At 32.9% G+C, this 22,097-nt stretch carries 17 protein-coding genes; 7 read left to right on the top strand and 10 right to left on the bottom strand.

Annotated elements, in window-relative coordinates:
• Window positions 1–149: 149 nt before the first annotated feature.
• Window positions 150–1,319 carry a proline dehydrogenase family protein gene (locus EG814_RS08085; protein ID WP_125720714.1) on the bottom strand — a complete coding sequence of 390 codons (1,170 nt, stop codon included), beginning with the start codon at window positions 1,317–1,319 and terminating at the stop codon, window positions 150–152.
• Window positions 1,320–1,512: 193 nt separating this feature from the next.
• Here EG814_RS08085 and EG814_RS08080 point away from each other — a divergent pair, with 193 nt between their 5' ends.
• The 6 genes from EG814_RS08080 (at window position 1,513) to recQ (ending at window position 10,469) form a co-directional block, all read left to right on the top strand.
• The gene (locus EG814_RS08080; protein ID WP_125720712.1) at window positions 1,513–3,819 is read left to right on the top strand and encodes an O-antigen ligase family protein; all 2,307 of its coding nucleotides are present in this window, start codon (window positions 1,513–1,515) and stop codon (window positions 3,817–3,819) included.
• Between the two features lie 124 nt (window positions 3,820–3,943).
• Window positions 3,944–5,011 carry a 3-dehydroquinate synthase gene (gene aroB / locus EG814_RS08075; protein ID WP_125720710.1) on the top strand — a complete coding sequence of 356 codons (1,068 nt, stop codon included), beginning with the start codon at window positions 3,944–3,946 and terminating at the stop codon, window positions 5,009–5,011.
• A 304-nt stretch (window positions 5,012–5,315) separates the two neighbouring features.
• Entirely contained in the window at window positions 5,316–6,719 is a 1,404-nt protein-coding gene (locus tag EG814_RS08070) for a type III PLP-dependent enzyme domain-containing protein (RefSeq protein ID WP_125720708.1), read from the top strand.
• A gap of 100 nt (window positions 6,720–6,819) precedes the next feature.
• Complete coding sequence (locus EG814_RS08065; protein WP_057117936.1) at window positions 6,820–7,788, top strand: deoxyhypusine synthase family protein; 969 nt, start codon at window positions 6,820–6,822, stop codon at window positions 7,786–7,788.
• Between the two features lie 8 nt (window positions 7,789–7,796).
• A complete protein-coding gene (locus EG814_RS20975) occupies window positions 7,797–8,210 on the top strand; it encodes a DNA primase (RefSeq protein WP_164515292.1) in 414 nt (137 codons plus the stop codon).
• Between the two features lie 150 nt (window positions 8,211–8,360).
• Window positions 8,361–10,469, top strand: coding sequence for a DNA helicase RecQ (gene recQ / locus EG814_RS08055; RefSeq protein WP_125720706.1), 2,109 nt, complete (start codon window positions 8,361–8,363; stop codon window positions 10,467–10,469).
• 156 nt (window positions 10,470–10,625) lie between these two features.
• Here the strand turns inward: recQ and EG814_RS08050 are convergent, their stop codons facing one another.
• Window positions 10,626–12,281 (bottom strand): M1 family metallopeptidase, encoded by a 1,656-nt coding sequence (locus tag EG814_RS08050; RefSeq protein WP_125720704.1) that lies wholly within the window; start codon window positions 12,279–12,281, stop codon window positions 10,626–10,628.
• Window positions 12,282–12,512: 231 nt separating this feature from the next.
• Complete coding sequence (locus EG814_RS08045) at window positions 12,513–14,168, bottom strand: M1 family metallopeptidase (RefSeq protein WP_125720947.1); 1,656 nt, start codon at window positions 14,166–14,168, stop codon at window positions 12,513–12,515.
• Between the two features lie 143 nt (window positions 14,169–14,311).
• Between EG814_RS08045 and EG814_RS08040 the strand changes: the two genes are divergently transcribed.
• Window positions 14,312–15,010, top strand: a complete 699-nt coding sequence (locus EG814_RS08040; protein ID WP_125720702.1) for a carbohydrate-binding family 9-like protein — start codon at window positions 14,312–14,314, stop codon at window positions 15,008–15,010.
• A gap of 83 nt (window positions 15,011–15,093) precedes the next feature.
• Here the strand turns inward: EG814_RS08040 and hisIE are convergent, their stop codons facing one another.
• From hisIE to hisD, 7 genes are all read right to left on the bottom strand, one after another.
• The gene (gene hisIE, locus EG814_RS08035; RefSeq protein ID WP_262699900.1) at window positions 15,094–15,696 is read right to left on the bottom strand and encodes a bifunctional phosphoribosyl-AMP cyclohydrolase/phosphoribosyl-ATP diphosphatase HisIE; all 603 of its coding nucleotides are present in this window, start codon (window positions 15,694–15,696) and stop codon (window positions 15,094–15,096) included.
• 167 nt (window positions 15,697–15,863) lie between these two features.
• Window positions 15,864–16,619, bottom strand: a complete 756-nt coding sequence (hisF, locus tag EG814_RS08030) for an imidazole glycerol phosphate synthase subunit HisF (RefSeq protein WP_125720698.1) — start codon at window positions 16,617–16,619, stop codon at window positions 15,864–15,866.
• A gap of 104 nt (window positions 16,620–16,723) precedes the next feature.
• A complete protein-coding gene (gene hisA, locus EG814_RS08025) occupies window positions 16,724–17,449 on the bottom strand; it encodes a 1-(5-phosphoribosyl)-5-[(5-phosphoribosylamino)methylideneamino]imidazole-4-carboxamide isomerase (RefSeq protein ID WP_125720696.1) in 726 nt (241 codons plus the stop codon).
• Between the two features lie 101 nt (window positions 17,450–17,550).
• Window positions 17,551–18,144, bottom strand: a complete 594-nt coding sequence (gene hisH, locus EG814_RS08020; RefSeq protein ID WP_125720694.1) for an imidazole glycerol phosphate synthase subunit HisH — start codon at window positions 18,142–18,144, stop codon at window positions 17,551–17,553.
• 77 nt (window positions 18,145–18,221) lie between these two features.
• A complete protein-coding gene (gene hisB / locus EG814_RS08015) occupies window positions 18,222–19,358 on the bottom strand; it encodes a bifunctional histidinol-phosphatase/imidazoleglycerol-phosphate dehydratase HisB (RefSeq protein WP_125720692.1) in 1,137 nt (378 codons plus the stop codon).
• A 225-nt stretch (window positions 19,359–19,583) separates the two neighbouring features.
• A complete protein-coding gene (hisC, locus tag EG814_RS08010) occupies window positions 19,584–20,630 on the bottom strand; it encodes a histidinol-phosphate transaminase (RefSeq protein WP_125720690.1) in 1,047 nt (348 codons plus the stop codon).
• 81 nt (window positions 20,631–20,711) lie between these two features.
• Complete coding sequence (gene hisD / locus EG814_RS08005) at window positions 20,712–21,998, bottom strand: histidinol dehydrogenase (RefSeq protein WP_125720688.1); 1,287 nt, start codon at window positions 21,996–21,998, stop codon at window positions 20,712–20,714.
• Window positions 21,999–22,097 lie beyond the last annotated feature (99 nt).

Raw genomic sequence — 22,097 nt, 5'->3', positions numbered from 1 at the left:
GATTTCAAACCCGACAGGTTTTAAAAACCTGTCGGGTTTAATAAAAATATAAATCTAAATTAAACATAAAAAGCTCCAATCTTCTTGATTGGAGCTTTTTCAATTATTATTGTAACTGAACACTAAAAAACGGAACACTGAACACTCAATTATTTCCCTTTTCTACGTTTACGTTCTGTTTTAATCATAGATAATTCGCGGCTCGTTTGACCAGCAACAGAAGTATTCTCCTCTGCACGGCGAATTAAGTACGGCATAACATCTTTTACAGGTCCGAATGGTAGATATTTAGCAACATTATAGCCGTTTTCTGCTAAGTTGTAGCTAATATTATCACTCATTCCGTATAATTGACCGAACCAGATTCTAGAATCGTTTTTATCCATTCCTTTTTCTGCCATCATTTCCATTAATTTGTATGAACTCGCTTCATTATGAGTTCCTGCAAAAATGGCCATTTTTTCGATGTGATCTAACATATAATGAACAGCATTATCATAATTCACATCGGTTGCTTCTTTAGAAACACAGATTGGAGAAACATAACCTTTTTCTTCGGCTCTTTTGTTTTCTTTTTCCATGTAAGCCCCACGAACCAATTTCATTCCGATATAAAAACCTTCCGTTTTTGCAACTTCATGAAGTTTTTTCAAATAATCTAAACGATCCCAACGGTACATTTGTAAAGTGTTAAATACAATTGCTTTATCTTTATTGTATTTACGCATCATTTCGGTAACCAAATCATCAGCAGCATCTTGCATCCAGCTTTCTTCACCATCAATTAATAATGCAACATCTTTTTTATGTGCTTCGCTACAGATTTTATCGAAACGAGCCACTACTCTATCCCACTCTGCTTGTTCAGCTGGACTAAGAGTTTGTTTTTCGCCTAATTTCTCATACAATTCAAAACGTCCAAGTCCTGTTGGCTTAAATACAGCAAACGGAATAGCAAGGCGTTCCTTCGCAAATTCAACCGTTCTTAATGTCATTTCCAAAGCAGCATCAAACTGCTCCTCTTCTTCTTTTCCTTCAACAGAATAGTCCAATACAGAAGACACCCCTTTTGTAAACATTTTGTCAACAACAGTAAGGCAGTCATTTTCGTTTACACCACCACAAAAATGGTCAAAAACCGTTGCTCGTATTAATCCTTCTACTGGCAAATGAGCTTTAATTGCAAAGTTAGTAACAGCAGTTCCAATCCTCACAAGAGGTTCGCTATCAATCATTTTAAAAAGAAAGTAAGCTCTATCAAGTTCTGTATCACTTTTAAGTGAAAATGCAACTTGTGTATTATCGAATATCTTTTCCATTAAATTTATTTTTTATGCAAATATAGGACAGAGTTTTAAACAATGATCAATATCAGAGGAGTAATTTTGAGGTTTTATTTGTATCAGAATAAGACATAATTAAATTTACAACTAAAGTTTTAGCAATATTTAACCTAAGTTTGTAATAAAATACATCACAATTTTAACTTAATTATTCTGCTTATTTTACATTATGGATAGATACTTTTATAGACAAAAAAATGTACCCGATTTTGTAGCATTATTGTTTGTAATTTCTTTATTAGTTATTGATTTCTTACCGTATTTTAAAACAATGGAAATCATTAATGTACAATTTTTCTATATCACTATATTAAATTTATTAATTGGCCTTTATTTGTTTTTGAATACTTATAGGATTGATCCATGTGCTATAATTTCCATTAAAAATAGCTATTCATTTAGGTTTTATGTAGCATTTCTTTTTCTTTGCAGCATCTCCATATTTACTGGGAAAAACCTTTCGCTTGTCTTTACAAAAATTACAGAAATTGCGATTGTATTTTGTCTTTTTATCAATCTTTCTATCTTATTCAAAAACAAACTTCACTTATGGAGCAAAATAATTTTAATTGTTGGTGTTGCCGCTTTTTTGCAATCAGCACAACAATTAATGGATATTTTAATTGTTCCAAGAGGTTCGTCTATTCTTAATGTTCTTGGAGCAATGAAAGGAAATACAGGAAATATTAATATTTTGGCAGCCAGTCTAAGTATTAAAATTCCTTTTCTACTATTAGGTATAACTTATTTTACAGATTTTAAAAGAGTCTTTCTACTCTTAGCACTCTTTACAGCAACCACTATCATTTTTTTAACAGGCGCTAGAACTTCGTTAATCAACATTATTTTAATTTATATTGTTTATATAATTTATTTAATAAAGGAATACCATTTTAATAAACAAACAGGCGTAAAAATTGTATACCTAATTATTCCAATCTTAGTCGCATTTTTATATTCTAATTCTATTCTTCAAAAAACACAAAATACAGGAAGATATAAATCGATAGAAAATAGGTTTACGCAGATAAACACTGATGATGAATCGTCGCAAGCTAGATTATTTTATTGGAAGAATGCAATTGAGATTAGCAAAAAATATCCCTTTTTAGGAATTGGTTTAGGCAACTATCAGGTTGAATCAATTCCGTACGAGAAAAATCACGGAGATGGTTCTATAGTTTCTTTACACGCACACAATGATTTTTTAGAAATAATGGCAGAAACTGGAATCTTTAATTCCCTAATTTATCTCTCTATATTTATTCTAGTTACTTTCATTAATATCAAACGAATTTTTAAATCTAAAGATTCTACTGTAAAAACAGTTGCTATACTCTGCCTTCTGCTAAATATAGTTTATGGCTTAGATTCATTATTCAATTTCCCAATGTACAGACCAACAATGCAAATATTTTTTGCCTTGTTGCTAGCTTTAACTATTATAAATGATTCTTCATTATTTAATTCAGATTCTAAACCAGTTCTTAAAGGAACAAAAGTTATAATTTGCAGTATTGTTTTTGTTTCTTTAATTACAAGTTATTCTGCATATTTAATTTGTAAGGCCTCAAATTTAGAATATTTGATAAAAACCGACGATGTAAATACAAATGTAAACGTAAACAGTTTTTATTTAAGCGGAGACGAAGTAGTAAAAAGAATTCCTAGCTATCCCAATGTATTTAATACCTCGGAATCTTTTTATGAATATGCTGCGATTTATTATCTGAGAGAAAAGAATTATGATAAAGCAATGAATTGTTTCTCTAAGGCTAGCAAAATTAATCCATATTCGGGTAGAATAGATTTTTACAAATATATGATAGCATTAAATAAAGGAAATCTAGACAGTGCTTATATCTATTGTAAAAAAGCTTTTTATTTAAAACCTGTTAATCTGTTTTTTTATAAAACTTCGACTATACTGGCTTCAACGAAAAAAGATACTGGAGAAATAAAAAAAGAGCATAAATTATTTTTCTCCATTACAAAAAAGCCTGTAGCATGGACGCTCGCATTATCTGCTTTACAAAATGGCGGTGCTGAACGAAAACAATTAGTGAAATTTATAGACCAAGGTTTAAAAATCTTTCCTAAAGACAGTATCTTGCTAAAGTCTAAAAACAGCATTTTAATTACCGATTATCTTGTAAAAGGACAAGAATTTGAATCCAAAGCACAATTTGAGAATGCGCTGCAGAGTTATAAAAAGGCTTTAGAAATTGACACTAAAAATGTATATGCTTTGCAAAATATTGGTTTTTATTATTACAACCGAGGAAAAAATAAAGAAGCAATACCTTACCTTTTAAATGCAATAAAATACCCAGATTTACAAGATGGTAAAACAGAATATTTTTTAGGTTTTTGTTATAGGAATGTTGGTGACGAGTCTAATTTTTGCAAATATTTAAATTCAGCAAAAGCTAAAAAATTTGCTCAAGCATTACAGACAACTGCAAATTGCAATTAAAACCAAAAAAATAAAGATCTAATTTGTCACATTAATCTTCAAATTTGAAATAAATTATAAGATCAATCTCCCTATTTTTTAGTTTAAAATGCCTTATTTTGCGTTTTCAATTAACTAAAGACTTATGCAATCTATTCAAGCCAATAATTATCTCGTACATTTCAATGAGAATGCTTACGAAGCTTTAAATAAACATTTAAGAGAAAGTAAATATTCTAATATTTTTATAATTGTAGATGATCAGACTAATGAGTATTGTTTGTCAAAATTTATTCCGCTTCTTGAAACAGAATTGGCAATCGAAATTATTGAATTTGAAGCTGGAGAAGCAAATAAAAATATAGAAACTTGTATTGAAATCTGGAATATCTTGACAGAGCTTGGCGCTGACAGAAAATCACTGATTATTAATTTGGGCGGTGGCGTTGTTACAGATTTGGGAGGTTTTGTCGCTTCTACATTTAAAAGAGGTGTCGATTTTATCAACATTCCAACTACTTTATTGTCTATGGTTGACGCTTCTGTTGGAGGAAAAACAGGAGTTGATTTAGGAAATCTTAAAAATCAGATTGGTGTTATCAATGTACCTCAAATGGTATTAATTGATACGAAATATTTAGAAACTTTGCCACAAAGCGAAATGCGTTCTGGTTTGGCAGAAATGCTTAAACACGGTTTAATATACGATGCGCCCTATTGGAGACAGTTCTCAGATTTAAAGTCAATTATTTTTGATGAATTAGATCAGCTGATTTATCGCTCTGTTGAAATTAAAAATGAAATTGTTATTCAGGACCCAACGGAGAAAAATATCCGTAAAGCATTAAATTTTGGTCATACGTTAGGGCATGCCATCGAGGGTTATTTTTTAGAAAGTGAAGAAAAAACAACTTTACTGCATGGTGAAGCCATTGCGGTCGGCATGATTTTAGAAAGCTATATTTCGCTTCTAAAAGGATTAATTACTGAAGAAGAATACAGGGAAATTAAAACCATTATTAAAGATATATATGACGATGTCATTTTTGAAGAAAAAGACATTGATCCGATCTTAGAATTGCTTATTCATGACAAAAAAAATGAATACGGTTTAATTCAATTTGCATTGATTGAAGGAATCGGAAAAATAAAAATTAACCAATCCGTTGAAAATAAATTGATTCTAGAGGCGTTTCAAGATTATAAATCTTAAACTTTTTTTAATCAAAAGCGTTGCATTTGGTATATATTATTTTTTACATTTGCCCCATGAAAACAAACAAGCAGCAAAGGCATTTTAGCTCTTACAGAAACAGACTCAGCAGTTCTTTATTAAGAATGCTGAACCGTTTTTATAATACTAAAAGTCCTTTTTGTATTGATGTTTTCCAATGTACAAAAGCGGAGCACGAAAAGTTGCCCATTATATTTGCCAACATTAGAGTATAAATTTAAGATTAAGTCTCAGAAAACTAAAATTAAATTAAAATCACAATCTCTAAAACATTGACAAATAAATGAATACAAAATATTCTGATCTAATAAACCAAACATACTACTTTCCACAAGAGGAATTTAAACTAAACAAAGACAACCTTCAATTTCATAATATCGATTTGATGAAATTGGTTGAACAATATGGTACGCCATTAAAGTTTACTTACTTGCCTCAGATTTCTGAAAACATCAATAAAGCAAAAGCTTGGTTTAGAAAATCAATGGAGAAAAATAAATACGACGCAAAATACTATTACTGTTATTGCACAAAAAGCTCTCATTTTGAATACATTATGAATGAAGCTTTCAAGAATAACATTCACATCGAAACATCGTCCGCTTTTGATGTTAATATTGTGGAGAATTTATTAGAAAACGGAAAAATCAATAAAAGTACGTTTGTAATTTGCAACGGTTTCAAGAGAGACGAATATATCAGTAATATTGCTAGATTAATCAATAACGGACATAAAAATACTATTCCAATTATTGATAACTATGAAGAGTTAGATTTACTTCAGGCAGAAATTAAAAGCAAATTCAAAATCGGAATTCGTATTGCGGCCGAAGAAGAACCTAAATTTGAGTTTTATACCTCTAGATTAGGTATTGGTTACAAAAACATCGTTTCTTTCTATAAAAAGCAAATTCAGGAAAATGATAAATTAGAGCTTAAAATGCTTCACTTCTTTATCAATACCGGAATCAACGATACATCATACTATTGGAATGAGCTTGTAAAATGTATTAAAGTTTACATTGCTCTTAAAAAAGAATGCCCGACACTAGACGGACTAAACATTGGCGGTGGTTTCCCTATTAAAAACTCACTTGCTTTTGAATATGATTATCAATATATGATTGATGAAATTATCAATCAAATTAAAATTGCTTGTGATGAAGCGGAAGTTGATGTTCCAAATATTTTTACGGAATTTGGGTCATTTACTGTGGGCGAAAGCGGTGGTGCAATCTATCAGGTTTTGTATCAAAAACAGCAAAATGATAGAGAAAAATGGAATATGATCGACTCATCTTTCATTACCACTTTACCAGATACTTGGGCTATAAATAAACGTTTTATCATGCTGGCTATTAACCGCTGGAATGATACTTACGAGCGGGTACTGTTGGGAGGTCTGACTTGTGATAGTGACGACTATTATAATTCTGAGCAAAACATGAATGCAATTTACCTGCCTAAGTACAACAAAGAAAAACCGTTATATATCGGATTCTTTAATACTGGCGCTTATCAAGAAACAATTGGAGGATACGGCGGTCTACACCACTGTTTGATTCCGCAGCCAAAACATATTTTAATTGATCGTGACGAAAATGGAATTTTGGCAACTGAGGTTTTCTCAGAACAACAGACTTCAGACGATGTTTTAAAGATTTTAGGCTACAAAAAAAAGTTGTAAAAAAAACGGCAGATTAAATAATAGAGTTTTGTTAAAAATTCTTAATTTGCAATAACATCCAAAAAGGTTAAACTTTTTAATTCAAAAAAAACAAAAAAAAATGAAAGGACCAATCAGTCAGTTTATTGAAAAACATTATTTGCATTTCAATTCTGCTTCATTAGTAGATGCTGCAAAAGCTTACGAGCAGCAATTAGCCGATGGTGCAAAGATGCTGGTAAGTATGGCTGGCGCAATGAGTACAGCAGAAATTGGTAAAATTTTTGCCGAAGTAATTAGACAAGACAAAGTGCATATTATTTCTTGCACTGGAGCAAACTTAGAAGAAGATATCATGAATTTAGTAGCTCATTCTCACTACGAGAGAGTTCCTAACTACCGTGATTTGACACCAGAAGACGAATGGGCTTTATTAGAAAGAGGATTAAATCGTGTTACAGATACTTGTATTCCTGAGCATGAAGCTTTCCGTCGTTTACAAAAACATATTTACAAGATCTGGAAAGATGCTGACGATAAAGGAGAGCGTTATTTTCCACATGAATTCATGTACAAAATGCTATTATCTGGTGTTTTAGAAGAATATTATGAAATTGATCTAAAAGATAGCTGGATGTATGCAGCTGCAGAGAAAAACTTGCCAATTATCGTTCCAGGATGGGAAGATAGTACGATGGGTAACATCTTTGCTTCATACGTGATTAAAGGAGATTTAAAAGCATCTACCATGAAATCTGGAATTGAATACATGACTTTCCTTGCAGATTGGTATTCTAAAAACAGTTCAAACGGAATTGGTTTCTTCCAAATTGGTGGTGGTATCGCTGGTGACTTCCCTATCTGTGTTGTACCTATGTTGTACCAAGATATGGAAATGCACGATGTTCCATTTTGGAGTTATTTCTGTCAAATTTCAGATTCAACAACTAGTTATGGTTCTTACTCTGGAGCAGTTCCAAATGAAAAAATCACTTGGGGTAAATTAGACATCAAAACCCCTAAATTTATTATTGAATCGGATGCTACAATTGTTGCTCCGTTAATTTTTGCATACTTATTAGATTTATAAGATAATTTATGAAAAGAGTTATAGTAGACTACGCCAAACTTACCAATGAAATTTTGAACCTTTTGGTTGAAAAATTTCCTGATGGTTATGATGATTCGGATGTAATCCGTTTTAGAAATGCTAAAAACGAATTGGTTGAAGCTGTAGAAGTTCGTACTGAAGACACTATTTATTTGGTAAAAATTAGTACTAAACTTGCTGACAGAATTGAAAACTACGATGAAGATGACGATTTAGATGTTGATGTAGATGCAATTGCACCAGTTAAAGGTATTGATCTTGATGATGATATAAGCGATGATGATGACGAAGATGATGATACTCAAGACAAACCAGATTCAGATGGCGGAGATGATGACGATGACGATGATGACGACAAAGCTGATACTGATTACGATGAAGATGAAGAAGACGAAGATTAATTCTTTTCTTTAAAATATAAAGGAACTCTCTTAGAGTTCCTTTTTTTTATGAATTGTTCCAAATTATAACAAAATTATTTAAAATTCGTAAGATTATTTTTAAATTTATATTTTTCGGTTTTAATAATGATTTTACAAATTACCAGCCTAATGAATTCAGAATTACTACACACCAAATTAAAAGAAAATTTTGGTTTTGAAAAGTTCAGACCCAATCAAGAAAGTATTATTAATACGGTTTTATCGGGTCAAGATACTCTGGCAATTATGCCGACTGGTGGTGGAAAATCAATCTGTTTTCAACTTCCCGCATTAGTGCTACCAGGAATTACTATTGTAATATCGCCACTAATTGCTTTAATGAAAGATCAGGTTGACAGCTTAAAAGCTAACGGAATTAATGCTTGTTATATCAATAGCAGCCAATCTTCGCAGGAGCAACAGTACTATATAGACAACTTAAAATCAAATCATTTTAAACTAGTTTACATTGCACCAGAAAGTCTTTCTTATTTGGATGTGGCTTTCAATGAATTGAATATTAGCTTAATAGCTATTGATGAAGCGCATTGTATTTCTTCTTGGGGGCATGATTTCAGACCTGCATATACCAATTTAGGGTATTTAAAAAGTCGCTTTCCCTCTACTCCTGTCCTAGCCCTGACCGCTACAGCCGACAAAGCGACACGAACAGATATAACTAAACAATTAAAGCTAAAGAATCCAAAAACTTTTATAGCTTCTTTTGATCGAAAGAATTTAAGTTTAGAAGTCCGTCCGGCTTTGGAACGTGTGAAACAAATTATAGATTTCATTGAAAGAAAGCCCAATGAATCGGGAATAATTTATTGCTTAAGCAGAAAAACTACTGAAGAGTTGGCAGATAAATTAAGAAAAAACGGCATTGAAGCCAAAGCATATCATGCAGGTTTAGATAATGACACACGTGCTAAAACTCAAGATCAGTTTATTAATGATGACTGTCAGGTCGTTTGTGCTACGATTGCTTTCGGAATGGGAATTGATAAATCTAATGTACGCTGGGTTATTCATTATAATCTTCCAAAAAATATCGAGGGCTATTATCAGGAAATTGGGCGTGCTGGTCGAGACGGTCTTCCGGCTGAAACGGTTTTGTTTGAAAGTTATGCCGATGTAATTCAATTGCAGAAATTTGCTTCAGAAGGTTTGAACGCAGATATTCAGTTAGCAAAATTGGATCGTATGAAACAATATGCCGATGCTGTAAGTTGTCGCAGAAAAATTCTGCTTTCTTATTTTGGTGAATTGGTTACAGAGAATTGCGGAAACTGCGATATTTGCAAAAATCCTCCAACTTTTTTCGACGGGACGATTCTCGCGCAAAAAGCTTTGTCTGCTATTGTGCGTTTAAAAGAATCTGAGCCTTTGGCTGTAATAGTTGATTTTTTAAGAGGCTCGAAAAACGCGTATATCTACGAAAAAAATTATCAGATGCTAAAAACGTATGGAATTGGAGCTGACGTTTCTTGGTACGATTGGAATCAATACCTTATTCAGCTTATTAATTTAGGATATTGCGAAATTGCATTTCATCAGCATAATAAAATTCTCCTTACTTCTTTTGCTAAGAAAGTTTTATTTGAAAATGAAAAAGTAAAATTGACAACTGTCATCAAGAAAGTAATTGATAAAAAAGAAATCAAAGAAACGAAAGCTAAACCAGCCAAAAATTCTCTTTTTGAAATACTTCGTAAATTACGCTATGAAATTGCAAAAGACGAAGAAGTTCCGGCTTATGTTATTTTTAGTGATGCTGCATTAAGGCAAATGGAAATAGTAAGACCTATGAGTGAAGAAGAGTTTCTTACCATTGATGGTGTTGGAAAAGCAAAATTGGAAAAATATGGTTCTGAGTTTATTGATGCCATAATTTATTATGAACAAGTAAAGAAAGAGAATTCCAAAAAGAAAAAAGAAGGCAACACGTATAAAGCAACTTTAGAGTTATATCAAAATGGTGTTTCGGTAGAAGAAATCGCTGAAAGACGAAAACTTGGAGTTCCGACCATTATCTCTCATTTAGCCAAATTATATACCGACGGAAATGATATCGATTTGAGCCAATTTGTTTCTGATGAAGAAGTTAAGCTTTTGCATAAAGCACAAGTCGAATTAGAATATCCAACGGCACTAAAACCATATTTCGATCATTTTGAAGAAAAAATCTCCTATGATAAAATTCGATTAGGTCTCGCTATTGTGGAAAGAAATAAGTAATTCTTTTATAAATAATCTTTTTCTCGCCAAGTTCCTCAGAAATGACAAATTTTATGAAAAATAACAAACCCGGCAAGTTTTAAAAACCTGTCGGGTTCGCTTTGTACAATCCAAAATTTGGAATTTGGGATTTAAAATATTGGAATTTTCTAAAAGTTATTCTACAATATTAGAAGTCGTTACATAAAAATCTTTGTCTACTTCCAATTTTCTATCTTCGCTTGTTGTCTTAATTGACTGCCATTCTGTTGTTGGTTTCAACCAAGTTTCTACACCGTTTAATTTCACTCTTACCGGCATATCAAATTTAGAAACACAGTTCGTCCAGTGATATCCGAAAGTTCCGTTTTTAAACATATATTCAAAAACTGGAATCTGAGTTGTTGTCAAGTACTGCGCATAAACCCTGTTGAAGTTAATTCCCGATTGTTCATTCATATAATCCTGAATCTGTTTTCCGGTTACGGTTTGATGATAAAATGTTTTATTCATTCCTCTAAGAATCGACTTCCATTTGGCATCATCATTAATAACTTGACGAATCATATGCAACATTGAAGCTCCTTTTGGATACATATCGCCAGATCCTTCGCTGTTAACATCATAATGTCCAATAATTGGAACATCATTTTGAATATTTTTTCTACATCCAATAATATATTCAGCGGCAGCTTCTTTCCCATAATAGTACTCCAAGAATAAGCTTTCAGAATAATTGGTAAAACTCTCGTGAACCCACATATCGGCAATATCTTTGTACGTGATATTATTCGCATACCATTCGTGGCCTGATTCGTGAATAATGATAAAATCAAATTTTAATCCCCAGCCTGTTCCGCTTAAATCACGTCCTAAATAGCCGTTTTTGTATTGGTTTCCGTACGTTACAGAACTTTGGTGCTCCATTCCTAAATACGGAACTTCAACCAATTTATAGCTGTCCTCATAAAATGGATAAGGTCCAAACCAGCTTTCGAAAGCTTTCAGCATTTTTGGAGCGTCTTTAAACTGCTCTTTTGCCAAAGCCAGATTATCTCTCAAAACATAATAATTACAATCTAAATCGCCTTTTTCTCCTTTAAATACTTCAGAGAAATTTACATAATCACCAATATTGATATTTACGCCGTAATTGTTGATCGGATTAGCAACATACCAATTGAACGTTCTAGTACCATCTTTTTCTTTTTTAACGCTTTGCAGTCTTCCGTTAGAAACATCTGTTAAGTCTCCAGGCACATTTACACTAATCAGCATATTCTCAACTTCATCGTACATATGATCTTTACAAGGCCACCAAACGCTCGCGCCTAAACCTTGGCAAGAGGTAGCGATAAAATCTTTTCCGTTTTTATCTTTTTTCCAAGAAAAACCACCATCCCAAGGCGCTCTTACAGCTTCTTTCGGTTTTCCGCTAAAGAAAACTTTGATTTCTTTTACATCGCCAACTTTTTGTTTTTCTGTCAAAGTAATAAAGAAAGCATTTCCGTCTCTTTCAAATTTCAATTCTTTACCATTTTGCGTTACTTTGGTAATGTTCATTGGCTCCTGCAAATCAATCTGCATACGGTTGTTTTCTGTTAAAACAGTATAACGAACTGTATTTGAACCCGAAATAGCTTTTTCTTTCGGATTAACCTTTACATCAAGGTGATAATATTTTAAATCCCACCAGGCTCTTTCTTTTGTAATGCTTCCGCGTAAAGTGTCCTGATGTGTAAAAACGGTTTCTCCTTTATTAAGAAGTCCTTGAGCATTGGCAGTAAAACCAATTAAAAAAGCAGTAAAAATGCTTCCGAAGTAATTTTTCATTAGTAAAATAGTATTATTTTGAAATCAATTTGAAACAAATGTAAACATTCGAATTAAGATTTCTAAAATTTTATGATTTCTGATCTAAAGTAAACGCGAATGAAACGGATTCGCTATTGCGAAAACGCTGATTTGCACGGATTTTTTTTCGATCTAAAAAGTAAAAATCCGTTTTTTTTCTGCGTCTTTGCGATAGCGAATCCGTTTCATCTGCGTCCCATTTAAGCGATCTTAATTTGTGATATTGAATTCAGTAACATAAAAGTTCTTATCGACTATTAAAGTAGATTTATCTCCTTTTACATTTTCAGCTTTCCAGTCTGTAGTTGGTTTCAGCCAAGTTTCAACACCATTTAAAGTTACTTTTATAGGAAGATTAAACTTTTCTATACAATTAATCCAATGATAAACCAATCTCTGATCTTTAAAATAATATTCCAAAGTAGGTACCTGAGCCGTTCTTAAGTATTGATCGAAAACGGGACCAAAATTAATTCCCGATTCTTTACTAATAAAATCTTCAATCTCTTTAGTGGTTACCGTTTGGTGGTAAAAAGTTTTATTCATTCCTCTCAAAATCGACTTCCATTTTGCGTCGTCATTAACAACCTGACGAATGGTGTGGATCATGTTAGCACCTTTTGGATACATATCGCCAGAACCTTCTCTATTTACATCATAATGCCCAATAATTGGTTCCTTATTAGAAATCATTTTTCTAATTCCTCTAGCATATTCATTTGCTGCATCTTTGCCGTAATAATATTCGATAAAAAGAACTTCTGAATAAGTGGTAAAACTCTCATGAATCCACATATCTGCAATATCTTTATAAGTAATATTATTGGCAAACCACTCATGACCCGATTCGTGAATAATGATATAATCAAATTTTAATCCCCAGCCGCTGCCGCTTATATCATGACCATTATGTCCGTTCTGGTAATTGTTTCCATAAGTTACAGAACTTTGGTGTTCCATTCCTAAATAAGGAGCTTCAACCAATTTATAGCTGTCTTCGTAAAACGGATATGGCCCAAACCAGCTTTCAAAAGCTTTCAGCATTTTTGGAGCATCTTTAAATTGCTCTTTTGCCTTAGCTAGATTATCTCTCAAAACATAATAATTACAGTCTAAATCGCCTTTTTCTCCTTTATACTTTTCTGAGAAATTTACGTAATCGCCAATATTGATATTTACCCCATAATTATTGATCGGATTGGAAACGTACCAATTAAAAGTCTTTGTTCCATCTTTCTGTTTTTTAACACTTTGCAACCTTCCATTTGAAACATCAGTTAAATGCCCCGGAACATTCACGCTAATCAGCATATTCTCAACTTCATCGTACATATGATCTTTGCAAGGCCACCAAACACTCGCTCCTAGTCCTTGACAAGACGATGCAATAAAATCTTTTCCATTTTTATCTTTCTGCCAAGTAATTCCTCCATCCCAAGGCGGGCGAACCGCTTCTTTTGGAACACCGCCAAATGAAACTACAATTTCTTTAGTCTCACCAATTTTCTGATTTTCGACTAAAGTAATAAAGAAAGCATTTCCGTCTCTTTCAAATTTTAGTTCTTTTCCGTTCTGCGTAACTTTGGTAATATTCATCGGCTGTTGCAAATCAATCTGCATGCGATTATACTCAGTTAAAACTTTATAGCGAACTGTATTAGACCCCGAAATAGTTCGATCTGCTGGATTTACTTTGATATCCAAATGATAGTATTTCAGATCCCACCAAGCTCTTTCCTTTGTAATGCTGCCGCGTAAAGTGTCCTGATGCGTAAAAGTGGTTTCAGACTTCGCCATAAGTCCTTGAGCATTACTAGAAAAACTAATAAAAAGTGCCATTATAGCGCTTCCAAAGTATTTTTTCATCATTTATTAATTAAGTTTTGAATTATGTAGTTATACAATTAGTATTCTTTTTTGAATAATGTTACAAAATTACATTAGTATACTGTATTGTTTTTATATTTTAGCTGAATATAATTAGCAAATTAGATAATTATTCTATTTTTATGAAATTTACCCCGTTTTTATATCTTCTGCCATTTCTGTTTTCAATAAATAGTTATTCACAGACAATTCCTATTTATAAAACTGCAGAAAAAATCAGTATTGATGGAGATTTAACCGACTGGAAAACACCTTTTTTGGGTCCGTTTGTCATTCATAATTCAGGACAAAATGCTACACAAAAGACTCTTGTTTCACTTTCGTGGAATGACGAAAATCTTTATATCGCCTACAATTCCACAGATTCTAAGATTATTGGAACGCCACAAAAGAAAGATACAGAAATCTTCTACACAGATGATCTCGTAGAGATATTTCTCGATCCTGATGGAGACGGCAGAAATTATATTGAAATTGGAGCAAACGCATTTTCAACTCACTACGATTTGCTTTTAAAATGCATTTCAGCAGAATGTGGCGGATGGAAAACTTCAATGGATTTTGATATTGCAGGTTTAGAATCGGTTAGCAAAATCAATAAAGAGGGTTATTCTGTAGAAATTAAAATTCCTTTTTCAAGTCTTGAAAAAATTGAAAACGGCCATTTTTCAAAACCAAAAACAGGAACAAAATGGAGAGGAAATACTTTTAGGATTGATTACGGTAATACAACGGAATATCTTGCCTTACAGCCGTATAAAACTTCAAAGTTTGGTTTTCATCAGCCAAAAGAATTTGCTGTTTTTGAGTTTGTGGAGTAAGTTTTTTGTTTCAGGTTTCACGTTTCAAGTTCTGTATAGCAACCTGAAACGTTAAACCTGAAACGTGAAATCTGAAACATTTTTTACTTCTGACGTTTCTTCAAAACTTCAACAACATCATTCAACTGATATCCTTTTGCTTGAAGCAGTATTAAATAATGAAATAATAAATCAGCGCTTTCGCTAAGGAATAAATCGTCGTTATCATCTTTTGCTTCGATAACTACTTCTACAGCTTCTTCGCCAACTTTTTGAGCTATTTTATTAATTCCTTTTTCGAATAAAGATGCTACGTAACTTTTTTCAGAATCAGCGTTTTCTCTTCTGGTTTTGATAGTGTTTTCTAACTGCGAAATAAAGCCATAATTAGCATCATTGGGCTCCTGCCAGCAAGTATCTGCACCTGTATGACATGTTGGCCCGACAGGTTTTGCCTGAATCAAAAGCGTATCGCCATCGCAGTCATTCTTGATACTTACGAGGTTTAAAAAATTACCGCTCTCCTCACCTTTTGTCCAAAGTCTTTGTTTGGAACGGCTAAAGAAAGTTACTTTTTGAGTTTCTATTGTTTTTTGAAGCGATTCTTCGTTCATATAACCCAACATCAAAACATTTTTAGTTTCTGAATCCTGAATTATAGCCGGAATTAATCCGTGTGCGCTTTTGATATCGATGTCCATTTTTATTTTAGATTTTTGTCCAGATCCCGAAACTTCGGGACGGGATCAGATTTTAGATTCTTAAAACTGAAAATATTTATATTTTGATTGATTTTTGATATTGCAATTGAAATTTGGCTCTTCGACTTCGCTCAGGATGACAATTGGAATTTGGAATTTAAAAAATTGCAATTTCACAATCTCACTTCAATCCCATTATTTCTAAGCTCTTGTTTTAAAGCTTTGATTTCGATTTCTTTAAAATGAAAAACACTCGCAGCCAAAGCAGCATCAGCTTTTCCTTCTTTAAACGAATCTACAAAATGCTGCATGTTTCCGGCGCCTCCCGAAGCAATAATCGGAATATTTACTAATTGAGAAAGTTTAGCCAGAGCTTCATTTGCAAAACCATTTTTAGTTCCGTCATTATCCATTGACGTAAATAAAATTTCACCCGCTCCACGTTCTTCCACTTCTACAGCCCAATCGAATAAATTTAATTCGGTTGGCACTTTTCCGCCAACTAAATGCACAATCCATTGTCCATCAATTTGTTTAGCATCAATTGCAACAACAACGCACTGACTTCCAAATTTCTGAGCCAAATCGTTAATCAACTGCGGATTCTTAACTGCCGATGAATTAATCGAAACTTTATCTGCGCCGTTATTTAACAGAATATCAACATCTTCTACAGATGAAATTCCGCCGCCAACCGTAAACGGAATATTAATTTTTTCTGCCACGCTGCGCACCATGTTCACCAGTGTTTTACGTCTTTCTTCGGTCGCAGAAATATCTAGAAAAACCAGTTCGTCTGCTCCTTCAGCCGAGTAAATTTCAGCCAATTCTACAGGATCTCCAGCATCACGTAAATCTACAAAATTTACGCCTTTTACCGTTCTTCCGTTTTTTATATCTAAGCAAGGTATTATTCTTTTTGCAAGCATCTTTGTTTTTGTTTCACAGAGGTTCGCTAAGATTTTCACAGAGATTCACAAAGATTTTTTTAGTGAATCTCTGTGTTTTGCTTTGTGCAACTTTGCGAAATAATCTAATTATTTAATATATAATTTTCTAACTGCTTAAGCGAAATCCGTCCTTCATAAATCGCTTTTCCGATTATTGTTCCTTCGCAGCCTAATTCGGCTAATTTTGGCAATTCATCGAAAGTTGAAATTCCTCCAGAAGCGATTAATTTTATGCCTTTAGCTTCTGCTAAAATTTTCGCATATAAATCAAAACTTGGCCCTTGAAGCATTCCGTCTTTAGCAATATCGGTACAAATAACGTATTGAATTCCTTTATTTTGATAATCCTGAATAAACGGAATTAAATCTTCATTTGATTCTTCTAACCAGCCAGAAACTGCAATTTTTTCATCTTTTGCGTCAGCTCCCAAAATGATTTTTTCTGTTCCGTATTCTGAAATCCATTTTTCGAAAATTGCTCTGTTTTTTACCGCAATACTTCCACCAGTAATTTGTTTTGCTCCACTTTCAAAAGCAATTCTCAAATCATCATCCGATTTTAATCCACCTCCGAAATCAATTTTTAAGCTCGTTTGTGAAGCAATTTGTTCTAATATTTTATAATTGACAATTTTACTCGATTTTGCACCGTCAAGATCTACTAAATGCAAATATTCGATTCCATGCGCTTCAAATGATTTCGCTACTTCAAGCGGATTTTCATTATAAATTATCTTGGTATCATAATCACCTTTGGACAAGCGGACGCATTTTCCTTCAATGATATCTATTGCTGGTATTATTCTCATTTTTATTATTTTAGATTTCTGATTTTAGATTTTAGATTCTAAAATTGAAATTGATATTTTAATTGATATTGATTTTTGTTATTGCAATTGGAATTTGGAATTTATTCTTTGGAATTTAATTTCAAAAAATTTCCAAGGATTTTCTCCCCAACATCCCCGCTTTTTTCTGGGTGAAACTGTGTTCCATAAAAATTATCTTTTTGCAAAGCCGATGCGTATTCAACATCATAATTGGTTGTAGCGATTGATTCAGCACAATTTGGAGCGTAAAAACTATGAACCAGATACATGAATTCATTTTCAGAAATAGCTGCAAACAAATCCGATTTTAAATCATAAATCTGATTCCATCCCATTTGTGGCACTTTTACATTGCTTGAAAATTTCAAAACATCAACATCAAAAATCCCTAAACCTTGTGTATTTCCTTCTTCGGTTTTGTTGCACATTAACTGCATTCCAAGACAAATTCCTAAAACAGGCTGTTTCAATTGCGGAATCAAACAATCTAAACCGCTTTCACGAAGTTTCGCCATTGCAGAACTCGCCTCGCCAACACCAGGAAAAATCACTTTATCAGCTGCTTTTATTTCCTCTGGATTATTACTCAGAACAGCTTTAAAACCTAATCTTTCAATAGCAAACATAATGCTCTGAATATTTCCTGCTCCGTAATTTATTATAACAATGTTCATTTTTGTTTGTTTGAAGTTTCAAGTTTCAAGTTTCAAGTTCTGTTGCGTAACTTGAAACCTGAAACTTGAAACAATTATTAAAGCATTCCTTTCGTAGAAGGCAAAATCATCTTTTCTGTATCGCGTTTTACCGCTACTTTTATTGCTTTCGCGAAAGCTTTAAAAATCGCTTCAATTTTATGATGTTCGTTGATTCCTTCTGCTTTGATATTTAAGTTGGCTTTTGCACCGTCTGTAAATGATTTAAAGAAGTGATAAAACATTTCTGTTGGCATTTTTCCAACCATTTCGCGTTTAAATTCGGTTTCCCAGATTAGCCAGTTTCTTCCTCCAAAGTCAATTGCAGCTTGTGCTAAACAATCGTCCATTGGAAGACAGAATCCGTAACGTTCGATTCCCAATTTGTTTCCTAACGCTTTCGCGAAAACTTCACCCAAAGCAATTGCCGTATCTTCGATTGTATGATGTTCATCAACTTCTAAATCTCCTTTTACAAGGATTTCTAAGTCCATTTGACCGTGACGCGAAATTTGATCTAACATATGATCGAAAAATGCAATTCCAGTATCGATTTTGCTTTTTCCGGTTCCGTCAAGATTTAAATTGATGTAAATATCGGTCTCGTTAGTTTTTCGCGTAATCGAAGCAGAACGTGCTTCTAATTTTAAAAACTCATAAATTGTTTTCCAATCCAAAGTCTGCAAAACTATTGTATCATTCAACTCTTCTCTCTTTGACGCAATTTCTGTACTTCCAATTCCGTCTGTTAAATTCATGAAAATTGCTTTTGCACCTAAATTTTTAGCCAATTCTACATCAGTTAAACGATCTCCTAAAACAAAAGAATTTGCCAAATCATATGCTGAATTGTTTAAATATTTCGTTAGCATTCCGGTTCTTGGTTTGCGTGTTGGCGCGTTTTCTTCCGGAAAACTTCTGTCAACAAAAATTTCATCAAACTTTACTCCTTCATTTTCAAAAGCTTTTAGAATAAAATTTTGAGTTGGCCAGAATGTATCTTCAGGAAAAGAATCCGTTCCTAATCCGTCTTGATTGGTCACCATGGCTAATTCGTAATCTAATTCGGCAGCAATTTTTGCCAAATATTGAAACGCTTTCGGATAAAATTCTAATTTATCTAAGCTGTCCAATTGATAATTTTCAGGTTCTAAAACAATCGTTCCGTCACGATCGATAAAAAGTACTTTTTTCATATTTTTTTTCTGCCACGAATTTCACGAATGGCACTAATTTTTTATATGCTTAATTTGCTAATGTTTGTACTAGTATTTTTCTGCCACAGATTAAAAGGATTAAAATGATTTTTCTTTTGCCACGAATTCACGAATTTTCGCTAATTAAAATTCGTGAATTCGTGGCTAAAAACACAAACATTATAAAATCCTTTTAATCTTTATAATCTGTGGCTATATTTTTTTTTAGCTCAACAATTTTAATTCTTTAATCACAACTGCGTTTTCTTCTTTTGTTCCGATTGTAAAACGAAGACAATTTTCGCATAAAGGTTGTGTAGTTCTGTTACGAATTACGATTCCTTTTTCAATTAACTGATCGTATCTTTTATTAGCGTCATCCACTTTTGCTAAAATAAAATTAGCTTCGGTTGGATATACATTCTCTACAAAATCTACTTCAAGTAATACTTTAAGCAATCCCTCTCTTTGTTCAATAATTGAAGCTATTTCTTGCTTAATTTTACCTGAATCTCTTAAACGCTCGATTGCTTTTTGCTGCGTTAATTCGTTTACGTTATAAGGTGGTTTGATTTTATTTAAAATTGAAATTACAGCTTCGGAAGCGTAACAAACTCCTAAACGAATTCCTGCCAATCCATACGCTTTAGAAAGTGTTTGCGTGATGATCAGATTCGGATATTCATCAATTTCTGTCAGCCAGCTTTCTTTGTCCGAGAAGTCAATATAAGCTTCATCAATCACAACTAAACCTTTGAAGTTTTGGAGCAGTTTTACCACGCTTTCGTCAGAAAAAGAATTTCCTGTTGGATTGTTTGGCGAACATAAAAAGATGATTTTTGTATTCTCGTCAACAGCCTCTAAAATCTTTTCTACTTGCGGCTGAAAATCTGTAGAAAGTAAAACTTCTCTGTTTTCTACATTATTAATATTCGCCAAAACGCTATACATTCCGTATGTTGGTGGCAATGAAATGATATTATCTGTTTTCGGTTCGCAGAAAGCTCTGAAAAGTAAATCTAAAACTTCATCACTTCCATTTCCTAATAAAATTTGGCTTTGTTTTACTAAATTATTTTTAGCTAAAATCGCTTTTACAGACATTTGCTGTGGATCTGGATAACGATTTACACCATTTTGAAACGGGTTTTCATTCGCATCCAAAAAAATCATTTGGGCTGTGTCAAAATCTTCAAACTCATCTCTTGCAGACGAATATGGTTTTAACGTTTTTACGTTTTCTCGCGTTATTGTATTTATGTCGAATTTCATTTCTGTATTTTTAGAGTATAGAAAATAGAGAAAAGAATATAGATTTTACCATCTAATCTCAGAGTCTATTTTCTGTGTTCTTTATTCTATTATCTTTTTTAAGCGTAACGTTACAGCATTTTTATGTGCCTGCAAACCTTCGGCTTCAGCCATAAATTCAATAGCTTTTCCTATATTTTGAATTCCTTTTTCTGAAATTTTCTGGAATGTCATCGATTTCATAAAACTATCCAGATTTACACCGCTGTAATTCTTTGCGTAACCGTTTGTCGGCAAAGTGTGATTGGTTCCCGAAGCATAATCTCCTGCACTTTCTGGCGTATAATTTCCAATAAAAACAGAACCCGCATTTATGATTCCGTTGCAATAGAAATCATCATATTCAGAACATATAATAAAGTGCTCTGGACCATATTCATTGATTAAATCTAAAGCAATTTGATCGCTTTCAACATAAATCAGTTTAGAGTTTTCGATAGCTTTTTCAGCAATTGCTTTTCTCGGCAACATTTCCAATTGCGATTGAACTTCTTTTTCTACTTCTGCAATCAGTTTTTTTGAAGTCGAAACCAAAATCACCTGACTGTCTGTTCCGTGTTCTGCCTGAGACAATAAATCTGAAGCTACAAAAGCTGGAACGGCTGTATCGTCTGCTACAATTAATAATTCTGAAGGTCCCGCGGGCATATCGATTGCAACGCCAAATTGAGTTGCCAACTGTTTTGCCACAGTTACAAACTGATTTCCAGGCCCGAAAATTTTATATACTTTTGGAATTGATTGTGTACCGAAAGTCATTCCTGCAATGGCCTGAATTCCACCAACTTTTAGAATTTTAGTAACACCGCATAAATTGGCAGCATATAAAATTGCTGGATTAATTTTTCCTTTTTTATCTGGAGGCGAACACAATACGATTTCTTTACATCCTGCAATTTCAGCCGGAACTGCCAGCATTAAAACAGTAGAAAACAAAGGCGCAGTTCCACCCGGAATATATAAACCAATTTTCTGAATTGGTCTTTTTTCTTGCCAGCAATTTACGCCTTCGATTGTTTCAACCGAAACTCTATCTGTTTTTTGAGCATTATGAAATTTATAAATATTCTCTTTTGCTAGTTCGATAGCCTCTTTTAATTCGTTTGAAATTAAATTGATTGCTTCGTTAATTTCTTCTTTAGAAACTTCATAATTATCTAATGAAATTCCATCGAATATTGAAGTATATTTCGCAACAGCATCATCTCCTTTTTTCTGAACTTCTCTAAAGATTTCTTTTACCGTAACCTCAATATCATCAATGGTTTGAGTTGGTCTTTTTAATATTTCTGACCAGTTTTCTGGTTTTGGATTGTCTATTTTATTCATAATATTTTTCAATATTAAATTCCAATTTTTTAAAACCCAAATTCCAATTTTTTGTCTTAAAATTTTATCGCAAAGGGCGCAAGGTTTTTTTATTCTTTT

Origin of the sequence: Flavobacterium ustbae (genome assembly GCF_003946915.1) — a bacterium.
Lineage (GTDB): Bacteria > Bacteroidota > Bacteroidia > Flavobacteriales > Flavobacteriaceae > Flavobacterium > Flavobacterium ustbae.
This window is presented reverse-complemented; position numbering and strand designations above follow the sequence as displayed.